Source organism: Microbacterium sp. SORGH_AS_0969, assembly GCF_030818255.1.
In the GTDB taxonomy this organism is placed as follows: Bacteria; Actinomycetota; Actinomycetes; order Actinomycetales; family Microbacteriaceae; genus Microbacterium.
The window spans coordinates 2,771,008-2,797,577 of the sequence record NZ_JAUTAG010000001.1 but is presented as its reverse complement, the minus strand read 5'-3'; the positions used below and the strand labels follow the sequence as shown (position 1 = coordinate 2,797,577).

Genomic DNA, 26,570 nt, shown 5'->3' with positions numbered 1-26,570 from the left:
CCCGTGACCGATCAGGTCGTCACGCCCGGCGAAACCGCGATCGTCGGGAGAGCCGCGTCCGCACGCGGACGCACCGCGGCGGCCCGGATCGGCTGGGGTGCGGCCGGGGTGGCGGCGGTCATCGCCCTCTGGGAGCTCTACAAGTTCCTCGGGCCGGCGGACGGCGTGACCGTGGGCGGGGACGGATCGGCCGGGTCGGGCGTCATCCTGCTCCCCCGCACGCACGACCGTGCCATGCCGCACGTGTGGGACATGATCGCGCGGATGTTCGCGCCGACCAGCGGAGGGGACACGCCGCCGCTGCTGCTGTCGGTGGTCCAGGCCGCGGGAACCACCCTCGGCCTCGCCGCGCTGGGGTGGCTGATCGGCGTCGTCGTCGGCTCGCTGCTGGGGATCGCGATGCAGCGGTGGCGCCTGGTCGAGGCGGGACTGCTGCCCTGGATCGTCGTGAGCCAGATCGTGCCGCTCATCGCGTTCGCGCCGGTGGTCAACGCGCTCGGCACGCAGATCGATCGCTCCGGTTTCCCCTGGCCGCAATGGTTCTCGGTCGCGCTGATCGCGTCGTACCTCGCGTTCTTCCCCGTCGCGGTCGGCATGCTCCGCGGGCTGGAAGCCCCGGACGCCCTCCACCTCGACCTCATGCGTTCGAGCTCCGCCGGGTGGTGGCAGACCCTCGTGCACCTGCGCCTTCCCGCCGCCGTGCCGCACCTGCTCCCCGCGCTCCGCCTGGCCGCGGCATCCGCCGTCGTCGGTGCCGTCGTCGCCGAGGTGTCGATCGGCCTGCGCGGCGGGATCGGCCGCATGCTCATCCAGCTCGCGGGGCAGGCGTCGTCCGACCCCGCCGCGCCCTGGGCTCCCACCTTCGGCACCGTCGTGATGGGACTCGTCGCCGCCGGCGGCGTCGCCCTGGTCGGCGTGGCCCTTCATCGTTTCCGTCGCGGGGAGGACACCGCATGACCACCGACACCGCTGTTCGGGCCCGCGGGCTCGGAAAGGTCTTCCCGAGCGCGGGGGGTGAGGTGATCGCCCTGACCGACGTCGACCTCGACATCGCGGCCGGCGAGTTCGTCTCGCTCATCGGCCCCTCCGGCTGCGGCAAATCGACTCTGCTCCGCCTGATCGCGGACCTCGACACCGCAACCAGCGGCGAGCTCTCCCTTGCCGGGAAGACGGCACGGCAAGCGCGACTGGACCAGGACTACGGCATCGCGTTCCAGCAGGCGGGTCTTCTCCCCTGGCGTACCGTCGCGGCGAACATCGCGCTGCCTCTCGAACTGCACCGGTGGACCCGCAGCCGCCGCGACGCTCGCGTCGCCGAGCTCGCCGAGCTCGTGGGTCTGACCGACTTCGTCGGGCGATACCCCGACCAGCTGTCCGGCGGCATGCAACAGCGCGTCGCGATCGCCCGCGCCCTCGCGGCCTCGCCGAAGCTGCTGCTGATGGACGAGCCGTTCGGCGCGCTCGACGAGATGACCCGCGAGCATCTGCAGAGCGAGCTCGCCCGGATCGCCGCCGAGACCGGAGCGACGGTCGTGTTCGTCACCCACTCGATCCCCGAGGCCGTGTTCCTCTCCGACCGGGTGGTGGTGATGAGCCCGCGCCCCGGACGCATCACCGACATCGTCGACACGCGCCCGGGCCGCGCCCGCGACGACCTCCTCCGGGAGTCGCCGGAGTACTTCTCGCGCGTCACCGCCGTCCGCGAAGCGCTCCACGGCTCGCCCCTGCACCGGGCGAACGAGCGATGACGGCCGCTCGACTCCCCGGGTGGGTGCGGCTGCTCGCGCCCCTCGTCGTCGGTGTCGCGGGACTCGCCGCGTGGTACGCCTTCGTCGCCTCGGGCAGCGCCCCACGGATGCTGCCCGACCCCTTCGCGGTCGCGAACGAGTTCGTCGAGCGCTTCGGCCTGATCGCCGAGGCCGCGGGGATCACGGGGACGAACGCCCTCGTCGGCCTCCTCGCCGGCAGCCTGCTCGCGATCCTGTTCGCCGCCCTCGCCGCCACCTGGCGCCCCGTCGACGGCATGACCGCGCCCCTCGTCGCCGCGCTCGCCGTCGTCCCCATCGTCGCGCTCACCCCGATCTTCAACACGATGTTCGGGGCCTCGAGCCAGTTCGGTCGCCAGGCGGTCGCCGGGATCGCCGCGTTCGTCCCGGTGTTCGTCAACACTCTCCGGGGGCTTCGTCAGACCAGGCCCGTGCAACGCGACTTCTTCCGCGCCACCGCGGCGACCGGGGGCCAGACGTTCCTGCGCCTCACGCTCCCCACGGCCCTGCCGTACCTCGTCACGGGCGTGCGGGTCGCTGCATCCCTCGCCGTCATCTCCGCCCTCGTCGCCGAGTACTTCGGCGGACCCGCCGACGGCATCGGCACGGCGATCGCCACCTACGCCAAGTCCGGACGCGCCTCCCTCGCCTGGGCGTTCGTGGGCGGAGGCATCGTGATCGGCCTCGTCTTCTTCCTCGTCACCTCACTGCTCGAACGCCTCGTCGCGCGCCGCCTCGGTGCCGGACGCGCGCGCAGCTGATCGGCATCCACCCCACGACGAAAGAGCCTGCACCACCCGCCACACGCTCCACCCGAACCGGAAGGACCTTCCATGAGACACAGCATCCGACGCACGTTCGGCGCGATCGCCGGCGTCAGCGTCGCCGCCCTCGCGCTCTCCGCCTGCTCCGGCGGCAGCTCCGCACCCGCGGCATCCGACGCCGACTTCACGCCTCTCACCTCGGTGAAGCTGCAACTGCAGTGGCTGCCGCAGGCGCAGTTCGCGGGGTACTACGTCGCCCTCGACAAGGGCTACTTCCAGGAGGAGGGCTTCGACAAGGTCGACGTCATCCCCTCGGGCGGTGACATCGTGCCGCAGGACGCGCTGGTCGCCGGAGACGTGGACTTCGCGGTCGCCTGGGTGCCGAAGGTCCTCGGCACGATGGAGAACCAGGGCGTCGAACTCACCGACATCGCCCAGGTGTTCCAGAAGTCCGGAACGACCCAGGTGTCGTGGAAGGACTCCGGCATCACGTCGGTCGACGACTTCGAGGGCAAGCGCATCGGCTCGTGGGGCTTCGGCAACGAGTGGGAGATCTTCGCGGCCATGGCCGACAAGGGTCTCGACGCCTCGACGGTGAAGATCACCACGCAGGACTTCTCGATGAACGCGCTCCTCGACAAGGACGTGGATGCCGCCCAGGCGATGACGTACAACGAGCTCGCGCAGCTGCTCGAGACGGTGAACCCCGCCACCGGCAAGCTCTACACGATGGACGACATCAACGTCATCTCGTACCAGGACACCGCCGGCGCCATGCTGCAGGACGCGATCTGGGCCGACACGAAGCGTCTCTCCGACGATCCGGCGTACGCCGACGCCGCCACGCGCTTCCTCAAGGCCGTGACGAAGGGCTGGGTCTTCGCCCGCGACAACCCCACCGAGGCGGCGGACATCACCTACAAGGCCGCGACGGCTCCCGGTGTGAACGCGTTCCCCGTGGGACCCGTGCACCAGCTGTGGCAGATGAACGAGGTCAACAAGCTCATCTGGACCGGCGGCGACTTCGGCACGATCGACTCCGCCGCGTGGGACAAGACGGTCCAGGGCGCGCTGAAGGCGGTCAACCAGGACGGCCTCAACCTCATCACGACCGAGCCGGCCGACTCCGCGTACTCGAACGAGTACATCGACAAGGCGCTCTCCGAGCTGAAGGACGAGGGCGTCACCGTCGACGGTGAATACACGCCGATCGACGTCACCCTCACCGAGGGCGGCCAGTAACACCACACTCACGCGCGGGGCGGCCGGATGCCATCGGTCGCCCCGTCGCGCGCGTCCGGGGTTCTTTGCGAGGGGCGTGGTTTACTGACGCCGTGCCCCCCGAACCCTCCGCCGCTCACGCCCGCCGCCGTCCCGATTCGGGCTGGCGCCGAGGACTGAAACTGCTCGCCATCGGCCTCACCGTGGCCGTCGTCGCCGCGGTCGCCGTCGGCGGCGTCTACGCCTGGATGCTGTCGCAGCGCCTGCAGGAGGCCGCGGTGCCGCTCCCCGACGCCCCCTCGCAAGCCCCGTCGCTGAGCGAGTACGCGGGAGCGTTCGACGTGCTCATCGTCGGAACCGACGAGTGCGACGACCAGGTCAAGGACAATTTCGGCGAACGCTGCAGCGATCCCGAGGCCGAGGGCATCCGCAACGACGTCAACCTCCTCGTGCACGTGTCCGAGGCTCCGCGCCGCGCCACCGTCGTCTCGTTCCCGCGCGACCTGCGGCTCGAGATCCCGGAGTGCACCAACGAGGACGGCTCGGTGTCGTCCGGAGCGTGGAAGGCGTCGATCAACACGGCGTACGAGGCCGGCGGCCTCGCGTGCGTCGCCAGCACGGTATCGAACCTCACGGGTCAGCAGATCCCCTTCGCCGCGAAGGTGAGCTTCGGCAACGTCGTGAACATCACCGACGCCGTCGGCGGCGTCGAGGTGTGCATCGGCGGCGACGGCATCAACGACTACGACGCCGGGATCAACTGGGAGCCCGGCCCGCGCGTCGTGCAGGGATATGACGCCCTGGCGTTCCTGCGCACGCGCAAGGGCATCGGCGACGGCAGCGACCTCGCCCGCATCGGCAACCAGCAGCAGTACCTCTCGCGACTGCTCAACAAGGTGCGCAGCGAAGAGGTGCTCTCCAACCCCGCAACCCTGCTGGGGCTCGCGAACACCGCGGTCAACAACGTCACCCCGAGCGAGAGCCTCGCCGACCCCGTCCGCATCGCGCAGCTGGCATACACGCTGAAGGATGTCCCGCTCAGCGACACGACCTTCGTGCAGTACCCGGTACTGCCGGACCCCGACGACAGCGACAAGGTCGTTCCCGACCTCGACGGTGCCGCCGTCCTGTGGGATGCCCTCGCCCGCAACGCCCCGATCGCGCTGACCGGTGAGCTCGGCGCGAACGAGGGCGTGACGCTGGACCCCTCGGCCCCCACGGCCGAGCCCACGGCGCCCGAGACCCCGACGCCCGGAGCGACGGATGCCACCCCCGGCCCCGAGGTCGTCGAACTGCCGGCGAGCGTCAGCGGCAGCAAGGCCGACCAGGCGACCTGTTCGCGAGGGAACGGCTGAGGTCCGCCCGACCGTGGCGTCGGCGTCGCGCCGGGGCCGAGGTGCGCCGCTCGGTGGGGTGCGGCTGAGGCTCGCCCGACGGCGTCGAGGGCGACGCGCCGGGGCTGAGGTGCGCCGCTCGGTGGGGTGCGGCGGCACCCCTCCCGCGCGGAGGCGCGGCGAGTCCCGGCGCAAGGGTCCGTGATTCCGGCGCCCCGGGCGAGAACATCGGAGGGTGAAAACCGCCACACGGACCTGCGCCCTTCTCGTGCTCACCGCGCTCGCGCTCACCGGGTGCGTCCCCGAGCCCGCTCCGACGCCGAGTCCGACGGCATCCCCCTCTCCCTCACCGACACCCACGCCGACGCCCACGACCGACCCGCTCGCGGGGATGAGCCTCGACGACAGGGTCGGGCAGATGTTCATGGTGGGCACGTCCGTCGACGGAGCCGACCAGACCACCCTCTCGGCGGTCGCGGACGATCACATCGGCGGGATCTTCCTGCACGGGAGATCGGATGCCGGCGCGCAGGCGACCGCCCAGCTCGTGTCGACATTCACCTCGGCGCAGGCCGCGGGTCAACCGTTGCTGTGGGTGTCCACCGATCAAGAGGGCGGCGAGGTCCAGGTGCTGAGCGGCCCCGGGTTCGATGAGATCCCCTCCGCGGTCGACCAGGGGCAGCAGGACGACGCGACCCTGCGCCGCAACGCCGCGACCTGGGGCGGGCAGCTCGCGCAGGCCGGCGTGAACATGAACCTCGCTCCCGTCGCCGACATCGTCACGAGCCCCGAGACGGCGCAGAGCAACCCGCCGATCGGCGAACTCGAGCGCGAGTACGGCTACGACGGGGCGACGGTGGCAGCCAAGGCCGGGGCGTTCGCCGCCGGGATGCGCGACGGCGGGGTGCTGCCCACCTTCAAGCACTTCCCCGGGCTCGGGCACGTGGGCGACAACACCGACACGACCGCCGGGGTGACGGACGACTTCGTCACGGCCGACGGCGCCGACGTCGGCGTGTACTCGACGGTGCTGCCGGAGGGACCCGCCGTGGTCATGCTGTCGACCGCGATCTACGAGAAGATCGACTCCTCGGCGCCCGCCGCGTTCTCGCCCACGGTGGTCGGGGTGCTGCGCGACACCGTCGGCTTCGACGGCGTGGTGACCACCGACGACCTCTCGGCGGCGCAACAGGTGCAGGCGTGGTCGCCCGCCGACCGCGCGACGCTCGCCGTCGAGGCGGGGATCGACCTGCTGCTCGTCTCGGCCGATTCGTCGGTCTACCCCGAGATGCACCAGGCCGTGCTGTCAAAGGCGCAGAACGACAGCGCGTTCGCCGCGAAGGTGGACGCGGCGGTGACCCGGATCCTGGCCGCGAAGGCCGCGATGCCCTGACGCCCGTTCGCGTGATTTGCCGGAGAACGTCGCTTCTCCGCCCTCCGAAGCGACACATTGCGGCAATCCACGCGGGTCGGAGCCGCCGCCTCCGCTCACGAAACCCACACGGCCCGACACTGAGGTGCCGCATATGTGCGCCACACCCCACGCGACGCGACCAATCGCGACAACTCACGCGCTGACGCGAACAGTCGGAGCCGGACGCCGAGGCGCCACCGCGCGATAAACTAGAAGGCTGTGTCTGTCGAACCCGTGATCGTCTACCCGCCCGAGCTGCCCGTCAGCGCCGCGCGGGACGAGATCGCGCGCGCCATCCGCGACAACCAGGTCGTGATCGTCGCCGGCGCGACCGGCTCGGGCAAGACGACGCAGCTGCCGAAGATCTGCCTCGAGCTCGGCCGCACCTCGATCGCACACACGCAGCCGCGCCGCATCGCCGCGCGCACGATCGCCGAGCGCATCGCCGAAGAGATGCAGGTTCCCCTCGGCTCCACCGTCGGCTACAAGGTGCGCTTCACCGACAAGGTGTCGGCCGACACCCGCGTAGCGCTCGTGACCGACGGCATCCTGCTCAACGAGATCCACCGCGACCGGCTCTTGCGCCGCTACGACACGATCATCGTCGACGAGGCGCACGAGCGTTCGCTCAACATCGACTTCCTGCTCGGATACCTCCGCCGCATCCTGCCGAAGCGCCCCGACCTCAAGGTCATCGTCACCTCGGCGACGATCGACCCCGAGAGCTTCGCGCGGCACTTCGCCGCCGCGCCCGCCGAGCCGGGCGGCGAGCCGGTGCCGGCGCCCGTGATCGAGGTGTCGGGGCGGACCTATCCGGTCGAGATCCGCTACCGGCCGCTGGATGGCGCCGACGGTGCGGGCGAAACTCCTGAGGATCCGGATGCCGACGGCTCCGACGCCGCGACATCCCGTGGCCGCGGGGTCGCAGCGCCGCAGAAAGTCAGGAGTTCGGCCCGCGCGACGCGCGACGGCGACGACGCCGACGAGGTCGGGGCCGTCGTGGCGGCGCTCCGCGAGCTCGACCGGGAGCCCGCGGGCGACGTGCTCGTGTTCTTCCCGGGCGAGGCGGAGATCCGGGATGCGGCGGATGCCATCCGCGGGGCGTATCAGAAGGATGCCGCGCCGACCGAGGTGCTGCCCCTCTACGGGCGTCTGTCCGCCGCCGAGCAGCACCGGGTGTTCGAGCGCTCCACCGTCGCGGGCGTTCGCCGCCGTGTCATCCTCGCCACCAACGTCGCCGAGACGAGTCTCACCGTCCCCGGCATCCGGTATGTCGTCGACACCGGCACAGCCCGCATCTCGCGGTACAGCAACAGGTCGAAGATCCAGCGGCTGCCGATCGAGGCCGTGTCCCAGGCCTCGGCGCAGCAGCGATCCGGTCGCGCGGGGCGCACGTCGCCCGGTGTCGCGATCCGCCTCTACTCCGAGGACGATTTCACGCGTCGGCCGGAGTACACCGAACCCGAGATCCTGCGCACGTCGCTGGCATCCGTGATCCTGCAGATGCTCTCGCTCGGGTTCGGCGACATCCAGGCGTTCCCGTTCCTGACCCCGCCCGATTCGCGCGGTGTGAAGGCGGCATTCGACCTGCTCGTCGAGCTCGGTGCCGTGAAGCTGCCGGCACCGGGGGCGCGCTCGCGCGACGACCGACCCGATCGCGACCCGTCGCGCGGTGGCGGGCGCGAAGACGGTCCCCGCCTCACCGAGATCGGCCGCGAGATCGCGCGGCTGCCGATCGACCCGCGCTTCGCGCGAATGCTCATCGAGGCGCGCCGGAACGACGTCTCGGCCGAGGTCCTCGCGATCGTCTCCGGCATGTCCATCCAGGACGTGCGCGAGCGCCCCGAGGACCGCCGCGAGGAAGCCGACCGGTTCCACGCCCGGTTCACCGACCCGACCAGCGATTTCCTCTCGCTGCTGAACCTGTGGGAGTACTTGCAGGAGAAGCAGGCCGAGCTCGGCTCGAGCGCGTTCCGGCGCCTGTGCCGGAGCGAGCATCTGAATTACGTGCGCGTGCGCGAGTGGGTCGACGTGCACCGGCAGCTGCGGTCGCTCGGCGGCGAGCGGGGGTCCGGAGACCGCGACAGCGCCGGGCGTGACAGCACCGGCCGGCGGGACCGGACCCGGGCCCTCCCGCCCACGTCGGACCCGTCCCGGTCCGCGAGCCGTCGCGACGAGCGCCACGACACAGCCGCCCCCGAGGGCCACGCCGCCGGCGACGCCATCCACCGCGCGATCCTCTCCGGACTGCTGTCGCATCTCGGCATCCTGGATCCGCGCACGATGGCGCAGACGAGGGATCGCAAGGCGCCCGGTGATGCTCGCCCCGTCAAGGGCGAGTACATCGGTGCCCGCGGGGCGCGGTTCGCGATCTTCCCCGGGTCGGGGCTGAAGAAGAAGCGCCCCTCCGCCGTCATGGCCGCCGAGCTCGTCGAGACCTCGCGCCTGTTCGCGCGGACGGTCGCCGCCGTCGACCCTGCGTGGGCGGAGGAACTCGCCCCCGACCTGGTGAAGCGCTCGCTGAGCGAGCCGCACTGGTCGAAGGATGCCGGCTCCGCCGCCGCGTACGAGAAGGTCACGCTGTTCGGTGTCGAGCTCGTCGGCCGTCGTCGCGTCCAGCTCGCGCGCTTCGACCGCCCTCTCGCCCGCGAGATGTTCGTCCGCCACGCACTCGTCGAGGGCGAGTGGGACCCCTCGGTCCTCGACAAGCGCCTCACGGCGTTCCTCCGCCGCAACGTCGAGCAGCGCCGCCTGCTCGAGAAGATCGAGGAGCGCGAGCGCCGCCGTGACATCCTCATCGGCGACGAGGCGGTGTTCGCGTTCTACAACGCGCGAATCCCCGCCGACGTCACCGACGTCCGCTCGTTCGAGACCTGGTGGAAGGATGCCTCGAACCGCACACCGCACCTGCTCGACCTGCGCGAGTCCGACCTCACCGGAGACCGGGCGCAGGGCGACGATCGGGCCTTCCCCGCGCGCTGGCGACAGGGCGACCAGACGCTGAACCTCGCGTATCGCTTCGAGCCGGGCGCCCCCGACGACGGCGTCACGGTCGTCGTTCCGCTGCCCCTGCTCGCGCAGCTGCGCCCCGACGGCTTCGACTGGCAGGTGCCCGGCATGCGCGACGAGCTCGTCACGGCGTTGCTTCGCGCCCTGCCGAAGACCATCCGCCGCAACGTGGTGCCGGCCGCCGACTGGGCGGAGAAGTTCTCGGCCGAACTCGCCGAGAAGGGCCCCGAGCACGCGAACGGCCTCCCGAAGACGACGCTCGTCGACGCCCTCGCCGCCCTGGTGCAGCGCGTCGCGAACCAGCGGGTGAGCGCGGCTGACTTCGAGCTCGAGCGCGTTCCCGCGCACCTCCTCCCCTCGTTCCGAGCGGTCGATGCCCGGGGCCGGGCGGTCGGCAGCGACCGCGACCTCGGTGCGCTGCAGCGACGACTGGCCGACCGGGCGCGCTCCAGCGTCGAGTCGACGATCTCTCGGCCCCCGCAGAGGGCCGCGAAGGTCGCCCAGGCCTCCCCCGCTTTCGCTTCGCGCACGAAGCTCACCACCTGGGACCTCGACGAGCTCACCGAGGTCGTCGACACCCCCGTCGCCGGCGGCGTCGTGCGCGGCTACCCGGCGCTCGTCGACGAGGGCGACAGCGTCGCTCTGCGCGTCGAGGCGACACCCGAAGACGCCGCGCGGCTCACGCGGGCCGGCATCCGTCGCCTGATGCTGCTGGCCGTCCCCTCCCCCGCCACCTACGTTCTCGACCACCTCACCGCGAACGAGAAGCTCGCGCTCGCGGCATCCCCGTACCAGAACGCGAAAGCCCTGATCGAGGATGCGCGCGTGGCCCTGGCCGACGACATCCTCGGGAGCGACGGCGCCGTGCGCACCCGAGGGGACTTCGAGCGGGTGCGCGACGCGTTCTCTTCCGTTTCGGTGGAGCGCACGTTCCAGACGGTGTCACTCGCGGCGAAGATCCTGCTCGCGCAGCGCGAGGTCGAGAGGGCGATGAAGGATGCCGCGTCGATGACGCTCCTCGGAGCGCTCAACGACGTGCGCGGCCAGGTGAAGGGGCTGCTGTTCCCCGGCTTCCTCTCGCGCACCGGCATCCCGCGCCTGCAGCACTATCCCCGCTACCTCGCCGGTGCGCTCGAGCGGGTGAAGACTCTGTCGGACAATCCGGGCCGCGACCGACAGCGCATGACCGAGTACGAGCGCGCCGCCGCCGGTTTCGTCGAGGCCGGAGGCACGGTGCCTCTTCCCGCCGACGCCCCGGCGAACCTCGTGCAGACGCGGTGGCTGCTGGAGGAGCTGCGCGTGAGCCTGTTCGCCCAGCGCCTCGGCACGGCGGAACCCGTGTCGATCCAGCGCATCGCGAAGGCGCTGAAGGGCGCGTGAGTCGCGCGCGGGATGCGCCATGCGAGGCGATCGCCCGTGCGGGCGGCTTGTCGTAGCGGAAGCCACGTGCGTGAGCTGCCGCAATTCGTCGCCTGAGCACGCGCCACGCGACAAACATGGGCAACCGAGGCGCCGGGGGCGCCGGCGTCGGGAAGCCTCACTTGCCGCACTTCGTCGCCCGAGCACGCGCCGCACGACAAGTAGGGGCAAACCAGGCACCGGCGCGACGGCGTCGGGGGCGTCACTTGCCGCACTTCGTCGCCCAAGCACGCGCCGCACGACAAGTAGGGGCAAACCAGGCACGGGCGCGACGGCGTCGGGGCGTCACTTGCCGCACGTGGTCGCCGCAGCATGCGCCGCACGACGAACGGGGGCAAACAAGGCACGGGCACGGCGGCGGCACCGGAAGCGTCAGCGCAGCCTCAGCGCTTACACGCCGAGGGCAGACCCCCAGTTGCGCAGCAGCGCCTCCAGCACACGACGGTCGGCCGGGCGGAGCGCCGACAGCAGGCGCTCCTCGTTCTCGACGTGGGCGACCAGCGCCTCGTCGATGACCCGCCGACCCGCCGGAGTGAGCGACACCACCCGACCGCGGCCGTCGTCGTCGCTCGCCTCCCTCGACACGAGTCCGGATGCCACGAGCCGGTCGACGCGCTTGGTCACCGCACCGGTGGTCACCATCGTGTGCCGCGCGAGCTCTCCGGGGGCGCACGCGAAGGGCTCACCGCTCCGACGGAGCGCGGCGAGGACGTCGAACTCCCCCTCGCCCAGACCGTAGCGCCGGAAGACGACGAGCAGCTCGGCCTCGAGGTAGTCGACGATGCGGCTCATGCGCCCGATGATCTGCATCGGCGAGGCGTCGACGTCGGGGCGCTCAGCGGCCCACTGCGCGACGAGTTCATCGACGTGGTCGGTCATGGCATCCATGATACCTTCCGCGGAAACTATACTGTCTTCCATGGAAGGTATATGGCGCCTCGTCGCGATCACCGCGGTTGCCCCGATCGCGTGGGGTGCCACCTACGTGGTCACGCGGCACCTGCTCCCGCCCGACGCCCCACTCTGGGGCGCCGCCCTGCGCGCCCTGCCCGCCGGACTTTTGCTGTGGGCGCTGGCCCGACGGCGACCGCGCGGCTCGTGGTGGTGGCGCGCACCCGTCCTGGGACTGTTGAACTTCGGCGCCTTCTTCGTGCTGGTCTACCTCGCCGCGCAGCTGTTGCCCTCCTCGATCGCGGCGTCGATCATGGCGCTGGCCCCACTCGCCCTCGCGGGCATCGCGTGGCCGATCCTCTCGCAGCGCCCGACCCCGCGGTGGGCGGCGGGGGCCGTGCTCGGCATCGGGGGTGTGCTGCTGGTCGTCGGGCTCGGGGCCGGCGCCGTGTCGCCCGCCGGGGTCGCGGCATCCGTCATCGCTCTGCTCGCGTCGTCGCTCGGGGCGATCCTCACCACCCGGTGGCGCGACGACACCCCGCTGCTCGCGACGACGTCATGGCAGCTCATCGCCGGAGGGATCGCGCTCGTGGTCGCCGCGGCGATCGTCGAGGGGCCGCCCCCGCGCGTGGATGCGATCGGCGGCGCGGCCTACGCGGGGATCGCCGTCGTCGCCACCGCGCTGGCGTTCGTGTGCTGGTTCACCGGGCTTCGCCACCTGCCGGCGGGCACCGTCGGGATCATCGGGCTGCTCAACCCGGTGACCGGGGTCGTGCTCGGGGTGCTCGTCGGCGGGGAGTCCCTCGCCCCGCTTCAGGCTCTCGGCATCGCGCTCGTCCTGCTGTCGCTGGTCGTCGCGCGTCCGCGTCCCGCGCGAGAAGGGCCCCTCCCCGTCGCTCGGCGACGAGAAGGGGCCCTCCGGGAGCGCAGCGCTCAGGACGACAGTGACACCTGACCCAGCGCCGCCTCGACGTCGACGACGGCCTTCGCCGACGACGAGGTGCGCAGGCTGTTGTCGACCGAGCCGATACCGTCCTGGTTCACGACCCGGTACTCGTCGTCGGGCAGCGTGATGTCGGCGGATCCCGCCGTGACCGTGACCGTCGTGCGGCTGGGGGTCGCACCGCTCAACCCCGCCGTCAGCTCACCGCCGGCGACCTCGAAGGTCGCCGTGTCGACATCCTCGACGTCGGCCGTGGCGGCCCCGCCGGCAACCGTGACCTCGAGCGTCTCGGCGCTCCCGGACAGGTCGACCGCACCGCCGGCGAGGTTCACCGTCAGCCCCCGCATCTCGGCGTCGAGGTCGAGCGTCCCACCCGTGACGTCGATACGCCCGTCGAGCGGCGCGCCCTTCAGACTGCGCGGGAGCGTCAGCGTCGCGCCCGGGCTCCGGTCCCAGTCGACGAAGGCGCCCCGCGGCGACGACACGCGCAGCGTGTCGCCCGTGCGCTCGAACGTCCAGCCGCCGCGTCGAGCGCCCCCGGCCTCGAGCGTCGCGTCGGTCCCGTCGCCGTACTCGATCGTGAGCGAGCCTCCGGCCACGTCGACCGAGAGATCGGTGAGGCCCCGCGCCGACACCGAGCCCGCCTGCACGCCGGATCGTGTGTCGGAGAGCGTGGCCGCCGCGGTGATCGCGGTGCCGCCCACCGTGCCGACGAGGGCGATCGCTCCGACGACGATCGTGACGATCGACACTGCCAGGACGGTTCCCCGGCGCGAGGTGGGAGCCGGCGGAGGGGTCGGCTCGAGAGGAGCCTGGTCGACGGGGGTCTGCGTGGTCATGACGTTGCTCCGGTGTGGTCGTGGCCCAGGTGCACGAGGGCGGCGATGACGCGGCGGTTGCCGGTCTCGTCCTGCTCCAGGCCGAGCTTGGTGAAGATGGCGGTGATGTACTTCTCGACGCTGGCCTCGCTCACGAAGAGCGCCGCGGCGATGGCCTGGTTCGACCGGCCTTCCGCGATGAGCGCGAGCACGCTGCGTTCCCGCTCCGTCAGGCTCTGCAGCCGCTCATCACGACGGCGACGGGCGAGGAGCTGCCCGACGACCTCGGGGTCGAGGACGGTCGCTCCCCCGCTGATGCGGGCGACCGCGTCGAGGAAGTCGCGGACGTCGGCGACCCGGTCCTTGAGCAGGTAGCCGAGCGAGCCCTGCCCGTCGGCGATCAAGTCGCTGGCATACTGCTCCTCGACGTACTGCGAGAGGACGAGGACCGCGAGTCCCGGATGCCGGGACCTCAGCGCGATCGCCGCGCGGATGCCCTCGTCGGTCCAGGTCGGCGGAAGCCGCACGTCGAGGACGCAGAGGTCGGGTGCGTGCTCGTCGACCGCGGCCTGGAGCCCGTCGGCGTCGGGCAGGGCGACGACGACCTCGTGACCGTCGTCGGCGAGAAGGCGGACGAGCCCCTCGCGCAGCAGGACGGAGTCTTCGCAGATCAGGATGCGCACGGGACGCTCACCTCCACGGTCGTGGGTCCGCCCTGCGGGCTGTCGATACGGGCCGTGCCGCCGGCGGCCACCACGCGGTTCACGATGCCGTCGAGGCCACCGCCCGGGACGACACGCGCCCCGCCCAGTCCGTCGTCCTCGACCCGGGCCCAGAGGGTCCCGTCCTCGCGGAGGCGGACGTGCACGCGGCACCCGGTCGCTCGGGAGTGCTTCGCCGCGTTCGTCAGCGCCTCGGCGATCGCGAAGTACACCGCGGCCTCAGCCGGACGACTGCACCGACGCGGCAGACGCACGTCGAGGGTCACGGGGATGTGCGAACGCGACGCGAGCGCCGAGAGCGCGGCATCCAGTCCCCGGTCATCGAGCACCGAGGCATGGATGCCACGGGCGAGCTGGCGGAGTTCGGTGATCGCCGATTTGGTCGAGGCGTGCGCCTCGGCGACGAGGGCCTTCGCGGTCTCGGGGTCGTCGTCGATCTTGGTCTGCGCGAGGCCCAGCGTCATACCGATCGAGACGAGTCGCGGTTGGACGCCGTCGTGGAGGTCGCGTTCGATGCGGGTGCGTTCGACCTCGGCGGCGCGGACCGCGCCGGCGCGGCGGGAGTCCGAGGTGCGTGCGCGCTCCTCGAGCTCCGCCTCGCGCGAGGGGACGAAGATCGCGCGGACGATCAGACCGTGCAGTACGGCGAGTCCGACGATGCCCGCGAGCGATCCGACGAGGGCGACGACGCCGACGAGGGGCGCGGCGAACCCCTCGAGCGGGAAGATGCCGAGGAAGCGCGTATCCGGCCAGCCGAAGATGGGGGCGATGGAGAGCGCGAAGCCCCACGCGGCGAGACCTGCGGCGGTCAGGGTCACCAGGCCCAGGATCGTGCCGATGGTGAACGAGGCCACCGCGCGCCACTGGCCGGGGTCGATCGCCTGCAGCCAGACCGTGTGCAGGAAGCCGACGAATCCGGGACGCGGGCTCCGGCGTGGGCTGAGCGCCGCGAGGCCGAAGCCGTACAGGCCGTCGACACGGGCCCGTTCGAACCAGGCCACCGCGAAGAGGGCGTAGACGAGGGCGACGAGAACGACGACGCCGATCAGGAGGGCGAAGAGCAGTCCGATACCGCCGCCCAGCATGCCGAAGAGCGCGCCGAAGACGGTCGGGCCGATCAGGCCGAGCGCGGCCATCTGGGCCGCGGCCCCGGCGATGCGCCCGGGGGTGGCGATGCGCACGCGCGACGAGGGGACGACGGTCGATTCGACGGGCGGCAGCGGCACGGTGCGAGCTGCGGTGTCCGCGGAGTCGTCGCGGCCGGGCGGGTTCGGCGGAGGAGGCGGAAGAACGGATGCCGTGGTCATGTGTTCCACGGTAGGGGTGGGCCTCGCCTCCGCACCGCCCGGGCAGCCCCCGCCCTCGTTCGGGTTATCCCGAAAGCTCTTCGGGGGTCAGCCAGCCGGTGTCGAGCAGGACACGCGTGATGTCGTCGGCACGAACGGTCTGCGGGCCGACCGCGACAGCCGGGGCGTCCGTCAGTCCGGGGATCTCGGTGCCGTCCGACACCGGTTCGCGCTCGTCGAGCAGCGCCTCGATCGCATCGGCGATCGGCGCGGCCAGATCGCGCGTGTCGACGAACACGGTCGCGGCGACGACACCCGCGTCGAGGGCACGCGCGGTGGCGAGGTCGGCCCCCGAACCGACGACGATCGGGTCCGGACGCTCGGCCGCGCGCGACGGCGAAGGCGTGGGTGAAGGGGTCTCGCCCGCGGGCGGGTCGGTGGTGAGCGCGGTCACCACGCCGCGGGTGACGTCGTCACCGAGCGCGAGGAACGCGGGGCGGCCGGGCGTCTCGCCGTCCGCGTCCGTGACCGCGACGACCACTCGGGCGCGCTTCTCCGCCGCGTCCGACACGTCGAGCGGATCGTCGGCGACAGCGGCGTCGTCCCACGTGGCGCCCGACGTGATCACGACGCGCCCCTCGTCGACCGCGGAGGCCAGGGCCTCGCGCGCGGCGGCGAAGCGTCGCTGCTCCCAGGCGTCGTCCGCGGCACCGGCGAGCACGGTGAGCTCGACGGGTCCGGCCGGGGAGGCCGGTGCGGGGTCCGCGGATGCGTCCGTCTCCGATGCGTCGGAGTCGGGGGCGTCGGAGTCGGGTGTGGGCGTCGGGTCCGTGGCATCCGTCCCCTGCACGGCGTCGAGCGCGTCGAGCAGAGCCTGGGCCTGGGCGCGGCCGAGCTCTTCCGGCTCGACCACCGCCGCGAACCCCGCTCCGGAAACCGGGAGACCGCGACCGAGGAGGGCGATCGGGACGCCGTCTTCCTCGGCGAGTTCAGCGGGCGCCGCGAGCTCCTCGGTGGACAGGGGCGCCACGATCACGGCATCCATCCCCTTGGTGAGCATGTTCTGCACCTGCGAGGCCTGCGTTCGCGCGTCGTCGGCGGCGTACTCCAGATCGACGCGGTAGCCACGATCGCGGAGTTCGGATGCCACGACCTCCCCCGCGTGCTCCCATCCGGCGTCGGCGGTCGAGGGCAGCGCGACGCCGATCACCCCGGCCCCGTCGCTCGAGCCGCCCTCACGCGGCGGCGTCGCCGTGCAACCGGCGAGGCCCAGCGCGACCACGGCGAGCACCGCGGCGGCGCGGCGGAGGGGCGTGCGGGGGGTCACCGTTCCATCCTGCCGCAGGAACGGCGAGACGCCCCGGCGCGGAAGCGTCGGGGCGTCTCGATGGGGGGGTGGATCAACCGCGCGTGCGGTTCTTGTTCCACACGTCGAAGGCGACGGCCAGCAGCAGCACGAGACCCTTGATGAACTGCTGCACGTCGGTCGAGATACCCATGAGCGACATGCCGTTGTTGAGCACACCCATGACCAGACCACCGGCGATCGCGCCGACCACGCGGCCGACACCACCCTGCACCGCGGCGCCGCCGATGAACGATGCGGCGATGGCATCCAGCTCGAAGAGGTTTCCGGCACCGGGGCCGGCGGAGTTCAGGCGACCCGTGAACACGATGCCCGCGAGGGCCGCGAGCACGCCCATGTTCACGAACAGCAGGAAGTCGACGCGGCGCGTGTTGATGCCCGACAGCTTCGCGGCGGTGCGGTTGCCGCCGATCGCGTAGATGTGGCGGCCGAAGACGCTCCGGCTCATGACGGTCGAGTACCCGATGATCAGCACGCCGAGCACGACCAGCACGATGGGCGTGCCGCGCGACCCCGGTGCCACACCGAGCAGGTAGGTGAGGTACGCGATCAGCGCGCCGCCGCCGATGAGCTTGACGAGGAAGGCGACCTGCGGCTCGTTCTGCAGTTCGAGCGCGGCGCGCTTGGCGCGCTGACGCACCTGCGACACGACGAACAGCACAAGGGTCAGCACACCGAGCCCGACGGTGATCCACTCGGCGGGCGAGCTCGCAGCCGGGAACAGGTCGGGGAACAGGTAGCCGCCGCCGAGTGCACGGTACTCGGTGGGGAACGGGGTGATCTGGGTGTTGCCGAGGGTCATCTGCGTGAGACCGCGGAACAGCAGCATGCCGGCCAAGGTCACGATGAACGCGGGGATGCCGATGTACGCCACCCAGAAGCCCTGCCACATGCCGACCACGGCACCGAGGAGGAGCGAGAGCAGGATGCCGAGCCACCAGGGCAGGCCCCACTGCACGATCAGCACACCCGAGACCGCACCGACGAAGGCGGCGACCGAACCGACCGAGAGGTCGATGTGGCCGGCGATGATGATCATCACCATGCCGATCGCGAGGATCAGGATGTAGCTGTTCTGGACGATGATGTTCGACACGTTGCCCGCGGTGAGCAGGCGCCCGCCGGTCAGCGCCTGGAAGAGCAGGACGATGACGATCAGGGCGATGAAGATGCCGATCTCACGCAGTCGCGACGTGAAGAACTGCAGAATGCTGCCGGCACCGCCGCCGGCTCCGCCGCCGACGGGACCCTTCGGCGTCGCGGGACCCTGCGGGGTCACGGTGTTGTCAAGCGCTGACATGGTCGGCTTCCTTTTCCTTCGTCATGAGCACCATGAGTGCCTCGGGAGTGGCCTCTTCGATGGGCAGCTGGCCGGTGATGTGGCCTTCGCTGAGGGTGTAGATGCGGTCGCAGATGCCGAGCAGCTCGGGGAGCTCCGAAGAGATCACCAGCACGCCCTTCCCCTGCGCCGCGAGGGAGTTGATGATCGTGTAGATCTCGTACTTCGCGCCGACGTCGATGCCGCGCGTGGGCTCGTCGAGGATGAGCACCTCGGGGTCGGAGAAGAGCCACTGCGACAGCACGACCTTCTGCTGGTTGCCGCCGGAGAGCTTCCCGACGACCACGTCGACGCTCGGCGCCTTGATGTTCATCGACTTGCGGTAGCGGTTCGCGACGAGGTACTCCTCGTCGCCGTCGACGAACCCGCCCTTGACGAGCTTTCGCATGCCGGCGATCGAGATGTTCCGCTTGATCGTGTCGATCAGGTTGAGTCCGGCGCCCTTGCGGTCTTCGGTGACGTACGCGAGTCCGCTGCGGATCGCCGCGGGGACCGTCGAAGTGTCGACCTTCTGACCGCGCACGTAGACGTTCCCCGAGATGCGCGAGCCGAAGCTCTTGCCGAAGACGCTCATCGCGAGCTCGGTGCGACCGGCACCCATCAGGCCTGCGATCCCGACGACCTCGCCGGCGCGAACGGTGAGGTTCGCGTTGTGGATGACCGTGCGAGTGGCATCCGTGGGGTGACTGACGTTCCAGTCCTCGATGCGCAGGACCTCATCGCCGATCTCGACGTCGCGGTCGGGGTAGCGGTTCTCGAGCTCGCGTCCGACCATCCCGCGGATGATGCGGTCTTCGCTCGTGCCCCCGGTGGCGACATCGAGGGTCTCGATCGTGCGACCGTCGCGGATGATCGTGACCTCGTCGGCGATCGCGCGGATCTCGTTGAGCTTGTGGCTGATGATGATGCAGGTGATGCCCTGGCCCTTGAGGTGACGGATCAGGTCCAGCAGGTGCTCGGAGTCGTCGTCGTTCAGGGCCGCGGTGGGCTCGTCGAGGATGAGGAGCTTGACGTCTTTCGAGAGGGCCTTCGCGATCTCGACGAGCTGCTGCTTGCCGACGCCGATCTCATTGACGGGCACGTCGGGGCTGTCGCCGAGCCCGACGCGGGCGAGGAGCTTGGATGCCTCGCGGTTGGTCGCGTCCCAGTCGATGAGACCGCGGTGAGTGATCTCGTTGCCGAGGAAGATGTTCTCGGCGATCGAGAGGTAGGGGCTCAGCGCGAGCTCCTGGTGGATGATGACGATGCCGGCGGATTCGCTGTCGCGGATGTCTTTGAACTCGACGGTCTTGCCGTCGAAGACGATCTCGCCGCGGTAGTCGCCCGCGGGATACACACCGCTGAGCACCTTCATGAGAGTGGACTTGCCGGCGCCGTTCTCGCCACAGATGGCGTGGACCGTTCCGCGCTCGACGGTCAACGACACGTCGGCGAGCGCGATGACGCCGGGGAACTCCTTGGTGATCGAGCGCATCTCGAGGATGGTGCTCACGAGGTCCTCCTTGCAGGGCCGGCCGGAGCCGGTGGGGGTGAGAGACGTGGGGGCGCCTCCGCCGCGACCGAACGGATCGATCGCGGCGGAGGCTGTGCGGGCGGCTCAGGGCACGCCCGCGGGGATTACTTGAGGTCGGCCTCGGTGTAGTAACCGCTGTCGATCAGGACTTCCTTGTAGTTGTCCTTGGTGACGATCGTCGACTGGAGGAGGTACGAGGGGACGACCTTCTTGCCGTTGTCGTAGGTCTTCTCGTCGTTGACCTCGGGGGTCTCACCCTTGCGGATGTCGTCGACCATGGTCACGGCCTGCTTGGCGAGCTCGCGCGTGTCCTTGAAGATCGTCGAGTACTGCTCGCCGGCGATGATCGACTTGATCGAGCCGGCCTCGGCGTCCTGACCCGTGATGACGGGGAGGTCGGTGGCCGAGTAGCCGCCCGAGGTGAGTGCCGAGATGATGCCGATCGACAGACCGTCGTAGGGCGAGAGCACACCGTTGAGCTTGGTGCCGCCGATGACGGTGAGGATGTTCTCCATGCGCTTCTGCGCCGTCTCGGGCAGCCAGCGGAGGATCGCCGCCTGGCCGAACTCGGTCTGACCCGAGGGGACCACGAGCACGCCCTTGTCCATGTAGGGCTTCAGGGTGTCCATCGCGCCGTTCCAGAAGAACGTGGCGTTGTTGTCGTCGGGGCTTCCGGCGAACAGCTCGATGTTGAACGGACCGGTGGCGCCGGTCTCCTTGCCCGAGGCGTCGAGGACACCGAGGCCCGTGAGGAGCGAGGTGGCCTGCTGGACGCCGACCTTGTAGTTGTCGAATGTCGTGTAGTAGTCGACGTTCTCGGTGCCGTTGATGAGGCGGTCGTACGCGATGACGGGGATGTTCGCGTCCTTGGCCTGCTGCAGCACGTCGGTGAGCGTGGTGCCGTCGATCGAGGCGATGATCAGGGCCTTGGCGCCCGTGGTGATCATGTTCTCGATCTGCGAGACCTGGGTGGGGATGTCGTCGTTGGCGTACTGCAGGTCGACCTGGTAGCCGAGCTCCTCGAGCTGCGACTTGACGTTGTTGCCGTCGGCGATCCACCGCTCCGACTGCTGGGTCGGCATCGCGACGCCGATGGTGCCGCCCGCCTCCTGGTCGCCGCCGGCGCTGTTGCCCGTGCGGTCGCCGGCGCAACCGGCCAGGCCGATGCCGAGCGCGAGAACGCCCACTCCGGCGATCGTCTTGAGCATGCTGTGCTTGTTCACTCTGGTTCCCTCCATTGGGTTTGTGTCGCGGTCTCTCCACGCGGAGCCCACCGCGGTCTCTGCGGACGAGGTCACACCGGGCGCACGAGTCGACAGGGCGAAACGAAAGACGGTCGAAACATCTTCGTCTCGACGGATCCGCTCCGCAGCGAGTCCCGTCGGCCGTGTGACCGGTCATGTGACCGTTCACATTGTGTGTGTGATGCTACCCCCGTGCGGGACCGACGTGTCAAGTCCCCGTGCGCACGCCGTCCAGCCGTTGCCGAAATGTGACGATCAGCGACTGGGCGGAGCGGTCGACGACCGCACGATCAGGCGCAGGTGGTCGGGCTCGACCGAGGCGCCCGCGTCGGCGGGTTCACCCAACGCGGCGAGGACCTCGCGCACCGCGCGCGCGCCGATGCCCGCGAAGTCCTGCCGCACCGTCGTCAGCGGTGGCCACAGGTGCGCCGACTCCGGCACGTCGTCGAAGCCGACCACCGAGATGTCCTCGGGCACCAAGCGTCCTATGGCCCGGACGGCATGCATGAACCCGAGCGCCATATGGTCATTGCCCGCGAACACCGCGGTCGCATCCTCGGTGCGCAGCAGTTCGAGGCCCGCTTCGAAACCGAACTGCGCCGTCCAGTCGCCGAGGACGGGGGGACGCGGTGCGAGGTCGTTGGCATCCATCTCCGCCAGGTACCCCCGCATGCGGTGGTCGGCCTCGACCCAGTCGCGGGGACCGGCGATGTGCAGGATGCGCGTATGCCCGATCTCGATGAGGTGGCGCACCGCGGCACGCGCACCGGCCGCCTGGTCGTTGTGCGAGGTCGAGGTGCCCGTCGAGGCGACGATCTGCACCGGCACGGGGAGCCGCAGCTCGTCGAGGATCGGAACGACGCGCGTCTGCGGCGCCACCGCGATCAGCCCCTCGACCGACTGCTGCATGAGGTGGTCGATCGAGGCGCGCACGTCCTCGGGGGCGCTCGTGGCCAGGTTCGTCAGGGTCAGCCGGTATCCCGCGGCGCGGGCTGCGGACTCGATGGCCTGGACCATCGTCGCCGTGCCGTGCGTCGTCGTCCTCGGCCCGAGGACGCCGATGAGACGCGAACGACTCGTCGCGAGGGCGCGAGCCGCCTGGTTCGGGACGAACTTCAGCTCGGCGATCGCCGAGCGGACCCGCGCCGCCGTCTCGGGGCGCAGCTGGGGGCTGTTGTTGATGACCCGGGAGACCGTCTGATACGACACCCCCGCGAGACGCGCCACGTCGCGGATGCTGGGGGCCCGGCCCGTGGCATCCGGAAGGTCGGTCTCGCTCATGGTTCGCCTCTTTGCGTCAACGGTCCTCGCGTGACCGGTCACACGAGGATAACCCGGCGCTTCGCCCGTTGCGTGTCGCGCGCGATCGCACGGTCAGGATTCGAGCAGAGCCCGGTAGAAGCGGATGCCGCGGAGCCAGGAATCCACGCGGATGCGCTCGTCCGGCGCATGCAGCGCGTCGCGCTCGGAGCGGGTGAGGCGGAACGGTGCGAAGCGGTACACGTTCGCGGTGAGACCGGTGTAGAAGCGACTGTCGCTCGCCCCGAGCTGCAGGTACGGCAGGGGCACCACGTCGTCGCCGAGCGTCGCGACCACCGCGCTCGCCACTCGACGCCACTCCTCGCCGTGCCACGGTGACACCGGAGAGGCCTCGCCGCCCTGGCGGAGCTCGATGTCGACGAACGGATCCGCGACGGCGCGGCGGAGATGGATCGCGACGTCGGAGAGCGTGTCACCGGGGAGGAGGCGGACGTTCACGCTCGCGCGCGCCGTCGTGGCCAGGACGTTCTCGCCGGCGGCACCCTCGAGCCGGGTGACGACCGCGGTCGTGCGGACGAGCGCATTCGTCTCGGGGCCGAGCAGAGAGAACGCGGCGGTGACGAGCGGCGCCGACAGACTCGTACGCCGGAAGAGCGTGCGCAGGGGTTCGGTCGCGTGGGCGGCGGCGGTGCCGAGCATCGCGCGCACGGGATCCGCGAGGCGGAGCGGGAACGGACGTCGACGCAGACGGTCGATCGCTCGGGCGAGCCGCGCGGTGGCGGGCAGGCGCGGCGGGGTCGAGGCGTGGCCGCCGGCCTCGCGCGTGACCAGGTCGAACGTCGCCACACCGCGCTCGGCGACGCCGATCATCGCGGTGGGCGCCGCCACGCCCGGCAGCGCGCCCTCGACCACGGCCCCACCCTCGTCGATCACGAGAGCGGGACGGATGCCGCGCTGCTCGATGAGCGAGGCGATCGCACGCGCTCCGGAGCCGTGCGTCTCTTCGTCGTGGCCGAAGGCGAGCCACACGTCGGTTCGCGGCGTGACCCCCTCCGACAGCGCTTCTTCGACCGCCTCGAGGATCGCGACCAGAGCGCCCTTATCGTCTATGGCTCCGCGGGCATATATCGCCCGATCAGACCCGTCGCCGTCGATCACGGCGTCGAAGGGCGGATGCCGCCACTCCTGCCCGTCCACCGGCACGACGTCCTGGTGCGCGAGGAGCACCAGGGGCGCATCGGCCGTCTCCCCCGCCCACCGGTACAGCAGGGAGTGACCGGCGACGACCTCGCGCTCCAGCCGGGCGTGGGTCAGCGGGTAGAGCCGCTCGAGCGCCGCATGGAACTCGTCGAACCGCGCGTCGTCGATCTCGGCGGGATCTGCCCGGGAGACGGTGGGGATGCGCAGGAGCTCGCGGAATCGCTCGACGGGCGTCATGCAGCGAGCCTATGCCCGCGGCATCCGGGACTTCTCGCGCAGACGGAACGGTCGGTGTCGGACGCCGCCGATACGGTGGAAGCATGACCGGACTGCACTGGGGCATCCTCGCGACAGGTGGCATCGCCCACGCCTTCACCTCCGACCTCCGCACGGCGGGTCTCGACGTCGCCGCCGTCGGCTCGCGCCGCATCGAGAGCGCGCGCGAGTTCGCCGCGACGTACGACATCCCGCACGCGCACGGGTCTTACGAAGAGCTCGTGAGCGACCCGACGGTCGACATCGTGTACATCGCCACGCCGCACCCCGGTCACGTCGACAACGCGCTGCTCGCTCTCGACCACGGCAAGCACGTCCTCGTCGAGAAACCCTTCACCCTCAACGAGACAGAAGCCGCGATCATCCGCGACCGCGCCGCTGAGAAGGGCCTGCTCGCCATGGAGGCGATGTGGACGCGCTACCTGCCCCACATGGTGCGCATCCGCGAGATCATCGCCGAGGGAACCCTCGGTGAGATCCGCGTGGTCTCGGCCGATCACACGCAGAAGATCTCGACCGACCCCGCCCACCGCCTGAACGCCCTCGAGCTCGGGGGCGGTGCCCTGCTCGACCTCGGCATCTACCCGATCTCGTTCGCCGTCGACGTGCTCGGCCTGCCGGAGAGCGTCTCGGCTGTCGCCCGGCTGTCGGATGCCGGCAGCGACGCCGAGGTCGCCACGCTCTTCGTGCACCCCGGCGGCGCCGTCTCGACCACCGTGTCGTCGTCGCGCGGGGCGGGAGCCAACACGGCGCAGATCGTGGGCACCGAGGCCCGGATCGAGATCGACCGGGTCTGGTATACCCCCACGTCCTTCCGCGTCGTGTCGCCCGACGGAGACGTGCTCGAAGAGTTCACGACCGAGATCGAGGGCCGCGGGATGCAGTTCCAGGCCGAGGCCGCCGAGCGCTTCGTCGCGGCCGGCGTGACCTCGAGCGACCTGCTGCCCATCGACGAGACCGTCGCCATCATGGGCGTCCTCGACGAGGTGCGCCGCCAGATTGGCGTCGTCTACCCCGGGGAGCGCTGAGTCCGGGGCGGTTCTCGGGGGCGGCGCCGGGGCAGCGGCATCCATTCCCGGGCGGCGGGCCGCCGGGGCGTACCGTCGCGCGGAGGTTGCCGCCGAGTCGCGGGACCGGTCGGTACTCGCGGCGCTCCGTCGCGCGGAGTCGGTCGCCGGTTCGTACGGGCGGCGGGCACTCGAGGCGCGCCGTCGCGCGGAGTTCGTGGCCGACACGCCGTCACCGGACGGCCCGAACCGGCGCGCCGCGGCCGAACTCCGCACGACGGCACACACCCCACCCCGACCGCAGCACCAATCCACTGGCATCCATTCCCCCTGGCGTGCGGCGCCCGGGACGTGCCGTCCGGCGGAGGTCGTGCACCGGTTCGTACAGGCGGCGGGCCGCCGGGGCGTACCGTCGCGCGGAGTCCGTGGCCGACACGCCGCCACGGGACGGCCCGAACCGGCGCGCCGCGGCCAAACTCCGCACGACGGCACACCCCACCCCAACAGCAGCACCGGCCCACGGCATCCATTCGCCGGCGGCGGACCGCCGGGGCGTACCGTCCGGCGGAGGTCGTGGCCGACGCGCGGCGGGCACTCGGGGCGTGCCGTCCCGCGGAGTTCGTGCGCGGTTCGCACGAGCGGCAGGCACTCGGGGCGTACCGTCGCGCGGAGTCCGTGCACGACACGCCGCCACGCGGCGGCCCGAACCGGCGCGCCGCGGCCGAACTCCGCACGACGGCACACACCCCACCCCGACCGCAGCACCGATCCACTGGCATCCATTCCCCCGGCGACCGACCGCGGACTGGCCCTGGCCGCTCCGACGGGTGAGACTGGATGCCATGCCCGAAACGCAGAGCGCCCGCGTCGCCGTCTATCTCGACTTCGACAACATCGTCATGTCCTGGTACGACCGGGTGCACGGCCGCAACGCCTACTCGCGCGACCGGCAGAAGATCGCCGAGAACCCGATGGACCCCGAGATCGCCGACCGGCTCACCAAGGCGACCATCGACGTCGGCGCCGTCATCGACTACGCGGCATCGTTCGGCACACTCGTGCTCACGCGCGCCTACGCCGACTGGTCGGCCCCCGTGAACGCAGAGTACCGGTCGCAGCTGGTGGCGCGCGCGGTCGACCTCGTTCAGCTCTTCCCCGCGGCCGCGTATGCGAAGAACGGCGCCGACATCCGCCTCGCGGTGGATGCCGTCGAAGACATGTTCCGCCTGCCCGACCTCACCCACGTCGTCATCGTCGCCGGCGACAGCGACTACGTTCCCCTGGCCCAGCGCTGCAAGCGACTCGGGCGCTACGTCGTGGGCGTCGGCGTGGCCGGTTCCACGGCCAAGTCGCTCGCCGCGGCGTGCGACCGGTTCGATTCGTACGATTCGCTTCCCGGCATCCCGAACCTGGCGGAGACGAAGAAGGATGCCGCGCCGTCGCGGCCGCGCGCCCGCAAGCGCTCGAAGGACCCGGCGGTCGACCTGCTCGACCGCGCGATGCAGCTCGAGGGCGAGCGCGCCGACGGCGAATGGCTGCACGCCTCCGCCGTGAAGGACCTCATGAAGCGCCTCGATCCCTCGTTCAGCGAGAAGGCGCTCGGGTTCCGGAGCTTCTCGGACTTCTTGAAGGCGCAGACGGACCACGTCGAGGTCGACGAGGAGTCGAACGTCGTGCAGGTCAAGGCGGTGTCGCGAGGCTGACCCGGCGCAATCCCGCCGTTGATTCGTCGGCGACTCGAGAGCGCGCGGTCCATCCCGCAACGCGTCGGCGGAGCT

The 26,570-nt window shown here is 71.0% G+C and carries 20 protein-coding genes; 10 read left to right on the top strand and 10 right to left on the bottom strand.

What is annotated here, in order from left to right; genetic code table 11:
- The first annotated feature begins 3 nt into the window (after positions 1–3).
- The 7 genes from QE388_RS13085 (at position 4) to hrpA (ending at position 10,888) form a co-directional block, all read left to right on the top strand.
- Positions 4–957, top strand: a complete 954-nt coding sequence (locus QE388_RS13085) for an ABC transporter permease (RefSeq protein ID WP_307385719.1) — start codon at positions 4–6, stop codon at positions 955–957.
- Positions 954–1,748, top strand: a complete 795-nt coding sequence (locus QE388_RS13080; RefSeq protein ID WP_307385718.1) for an ABC transporter ATP-binding protein — start codon at positions 954–956, stop codon at positions 1,746–1,748. The genes QE388_RS13085 and QE388_RS13080 overlap by 4 nt, the downstream gene beginning before the upstream one ends.
- Positions 1,745–2,527, top strand: coding sequence for an ABC transporter permease (locus tag QE388_RS13075; RefSeq protein WP_307385717.1), 783 nt, complete (start codon positions 1,745–1,747; stop codon positions 2,525–2,527). Before QE388_RS13080 ends, QE388_RS13075 begins: the two co-directional genes overlap by 4 nt.
- Before the next feature lie 72 nt (positions 2,528–2,599).
- Positions 2,600–3,772 (top strand): ABC transporter substrate-binding protein, encoded by a 1,173-nt coding sequence (locus QE388_RS13070; RefSeq protein ID WP_307385716.1) that lies wholly within the window; start codon positions 2,600–2,602, stop codon positions 3,770–3,772.
- A 92-nt stretch (positions 3,773–3,864) separates the two neighbouring features.
- On the top strand, positions 3,865–5,106 hold the full coding sequence (locus QE388_RS13065) for an LCP family protein (protein ID WP_307385715.1): 1,242 nt from the start codon (positions 3,865–3,867) through the stop codon (positions 5,104–5,106).
- A gap of 214 nt (positions 5,107–5,320) precedes the next feature.
- Complete coding sequence (locus QE388_RS13060; protein WP_307385714.1) at positions 5,321–6,478, top strand: glycoside hydrolase family 3 N-terminal domain-containing protein; 1,158 nt, start codon at positions 5,321–5,323, stop codon at positions 6,476–6,478.
- 240 nt (positions 6,479–6,718) lie between these two features.
- Positions 6,719–10,888 carry an ATP-dependent RNA helicase HrpA gene (hrpA, locus tag QE388_RS13055; protein ID WP_307385713.1) on the top strand — a complete coding sequence of 1,390 codons (4,170 nt, stop codon included), beginning with the start codon at positions 6,719–6,721 and terminating at the stop codon, positions 10,886–10,888.
- A 429-nt stretch (positions 10,889–11,317) separates the two neighbouring features.
- On the opposite strand, the gene QE388_RS13050 is transcribed toward hrpA, so the two are convergent.
- A complete protein-coding gene (locus QE388_RS13050) occupies positions 11,318–11,806 on the bottom strand; it encodes a MarR family winged helix-turn-helix transcriptional regulator (RefSeq protein ID WP_307385712.1) in 489 nt (162 codons plus the stop codon).
- 40 nt (positions 11,807–11,846) lie between these two features.
- On the opposite strand from QE388_RS13050, the gene QE388_RS13045 reads away from it, so the two are divergent.
- A complete protein-coding gene (locus tag QE388_RS13045) occupies positions 11,847–12,773 on the top strand; it encodes an EamA family transporter (RefSeq protein WP_307385711.1) in 927 nt (308 codons plus the stop codon).
- Here the strand turns inward: QE388_RS13045 and QE388_RS13040 are convergent.
- The 9 genes from QE388_RS13040 to QE388_RS13000 all read right to left on the bottom strand — a co-directional run bounded on the left by QE388_RS13040 (position 12,752) and on the right by QE388_RS13000 (position 23,746).
- Positions 12,752–13,600, bottom strand: a complete 849-nt coding sequence (locus tag QE388_RS13040) for a hypothetical protein (RefSeq protein ID WP_307385710.1) — start codon at positions 13,598–13,600, stop codon at positions 12,752–12,754. The two genes, QE388_RS13045 and QE388_RS13040, sit on opposite strands and share 22 nt — an antisense overlap.
- Positions 13,597–14,262 carry a response regulator transcription factor gene (locus tag QE388_RS13035; RefSeq protein ID WP_275799765.1) on the bottom strand — a complete coding sequence of 222 codons (666 nt, stop codon included), beginning with the start codon at positions 14,260–14,262 and terminating at the stop codon, positions 13,597–13,599. The genes QE388_RS13040 and QE388_RS13035 overlap by 4 nt, the downstream gene beginning before the upstream one ends.
- The gene (locus QE388_RS13030; RefSeq protein ID WP_307385709.1) at positions 14,250–15,608 is read right to left on the bottom strand and encodes a sensor histidine kinase; all 1,359 of its coding nucleotides are present in this window, start codon (positions 15,606–15,608) and stop codon (positions 14,250–14,252) included. Before QE388_RS13030 ends, QE388_RS13035 begins: the two co-directional genes overlap by 13 nt.
- A gap of 64 nt (positions 15,609–15,672) precedes the next feature.
- Positions 15,673–16,914 (bottom strand): substrate-binding domain-containing protein, encoded by a 1,242-nt coding sequence (locus QE388_RS13025; RefSeq protein WP_307385708.1) that lies wholly within the window; start codon positions 16,912–16,914, stop codon positions 15,673–15,675.
- Positions 16,915–16,987: 73 nt separating this feature from the next.
- Positions 16,988–18,253: a multiple monosaccharide ABC transporter permease gene (gene mmsB / locus QE388_RS13020; RefSeq protein ID WP_013585998.1), complete on the bottom strand. Its 1,266-nt coding sequence runs from the start codon at positions 18,251–18,253 to the stop codon at positions 16,988–16,990.
- Positions 18,240–19,766 (bottom strand): multiple monosaccharide ABC transporter ATP-binding protein, encoded by a 1,527-nt coding sequence (gene mmsA / locus QE388_RS13015; protein WP_275799787.1) that lies wholly within the window; start codon positions 19,764–19,766, stop codon positions 18,240–18,242. Before mmsA ends, mmsB begins: the two co-directional genes overlap by 14 nt.
- Before the next feature lie 143 nt (positions 19,767–19,909).
- The gene (gene chvE, locus QE388_RS13010; RefSeq protein WP_275799786.1) at positions 19,910–21,013 is read right to left on the bottom strand and encodes a multiple monosaccharide ABC transporter substrate-binding protein; all 1,104 of its coding nucleotides are present in this window, start codon (positions 21,011–21,013) and stop codon (positions 19,910–19,912) included.
- Between the two features lie 291 nt (positions 21,014–21,304).
- Positions 21,305–22,330 (bottom strand): LacI family DNA-binding transcriptional regulator, encoded by a 1,026-nt coding sequence (locus QE388_RS13005; RefSeq protein WP_307385707.1) that lies wholly within the window; start codon positions 22,328–22,330, stop codon positions 21,305–21,307.
- Between the two features lie 93 nt (positions 22,331–22,423).
- Positions 22,424–23,746, bottom strand: coding sequence for a M20/M25/M40 family metallo-hydrolase (locus tag QE388_RS13000; RefSeq protein WP_307385706.1), 1,323 nt, complete (start codon positions 23,744–23,746; stop codon positions 22,424–22,426).
- An 83-nt stretch (positions 23,747–23,829) separates the two neighbouring features.
- Here QE388_RS13000 and QE388_RS12995 point away from each other — a divergent pair, with 83 nt between their 5' ends.
- Positions 23,830–24,813 carry a Gfo/Idh/MocA family protein gene (locus QE388_RS12995; RefSeq protein ID WP_307385705.1) on the top strand — a complete coding sequence of 328 codons (984 nt, stop codon included), beginning with the start codon at positions 23,830–23,832 and terminating at the stop codon, positions 24,811–24,813.
- An 821-nt stretch (positions 24,814–25,634) separates the two neighbouring features.
- Positions 25,635–26,495 carry an NYN domain-containing protein gene (locus QE388_RS12990; protein ID WP_058596910.1) on the top strand — a complete coding sequence of 287 codons (861 nt, stop codon included), beginning with the start codon at positions 25,635–25,637 and terminating at the stop codon, positions 26,493–26,495.
- Positions 26,496–26,570: the final 75 nt, after the last annotated feature.

What these genes read in the sequence shown, in the direction of transcription:
- QE388_RS13080 (WP_307385718.1), top strand. Translation starts at nt 954, where the DNA reads ATGACCACCGACACCGCTGTTCGGGCCCGCGGGCTCGGAAAGGTCTTC.
- QE388_RS13075 (WP_307385717.1), top strand. Translation starts at nt 1,745, where the DNA reads ATGACGGCCGCTCGACTCCCCGGGTGGGTGCGGCTGCTCGCGCCCCTC.
- QE388_RS13070 (WP_307385716.1), top strand. Translation starts at nt 2,600, where the DNA reads ATGAGACACAGCATCCGACGCACGTTCGGCGCGATCGCCGGCGTCAGC.
- QE388_RS13050 (WP_307385712.1), bottom strand. Translation starts at nt 11,806, where the DNA reads ATGACCGACCACGTCGATGAACTCGTCGCGCAGTGGGCCGCTGAGCGC.
- QE388_RS13045 (WP_307385711.1), top strand. Translation starts at nt 11,847, where the DNA reads ATGGAAGGTATATGGCGCCTCGTCGCGATCACCGCGGTTGCCCCGATC.
- QE388_RS13040 (WP_307385710.1), bottom strand. Translation starts at nt 13,600, where the DNA reads ATGACCACGCAGACCCCCGTCGACCAGGCTCCTCTCGAGCCGACCCCT.
- QE388_RS13030 (WP_307385709.1), bottom strand. Translation starts at nt 15,608, where the DNA reads ATGACCACGGCATCCGTTCTTCCGCCTCCTCCGCCGAACCCGCCCGGC.
- mmsB (WP_013585998.1), bottom strand. Translation starts at nt 18,253, where the DNA reads ATGTCAGCGCTTGACAACACCGTGACCCCGCAGGGTCCCGCGACGCCG.
- mmsA (WP_275799787.1), bottom strand. Translation starts at nt 19,766, where the DNA reads ATGCGCTCGATCACCAAGGAGTTCCCCGGCGTCATCGCGCTCGCCGAC.
- chvE (WP_275799786.1), bottom strand. Translation starts at nt 21,013, where the DNA reads ATGCTCAAGACGATCGCCGGAGTGGGCGTTCTCGCGCTCGGCATCGGC.
- QE388_RS13005 (WP_307385707.1), bottom strand. Translation starts at nt 22,330, where the DNA reads ATGAGCGAGACCGACCTTCCGGATGCCACGGGCCGGGCCCCCAGCATC.
- QE388_RS13000 (WP_307385706.1), bottom strand. Translation starts at nt 23,746, where the DNA reads ATGACGCCCGTCGAGCGATTCCGCGAGCTCCTGCGCATCCCCACCGTC.
- QE388_RS12995 (WP_307385705.1), top strand. Translation starts at nt 23,830, where the DNA reads ATGACCGGACTGCACTGGGGCATCCTCGCGACAGGTGGCATCGCCCAC.
- QE388_RS12990 (WP_058596910.1), top strand. Translation starts at nt 25,635, where the DNA reads ATGCCCGAAACGCAGAGCGCCCGCGTCGCCGTCTATCTCGACTTCGAC.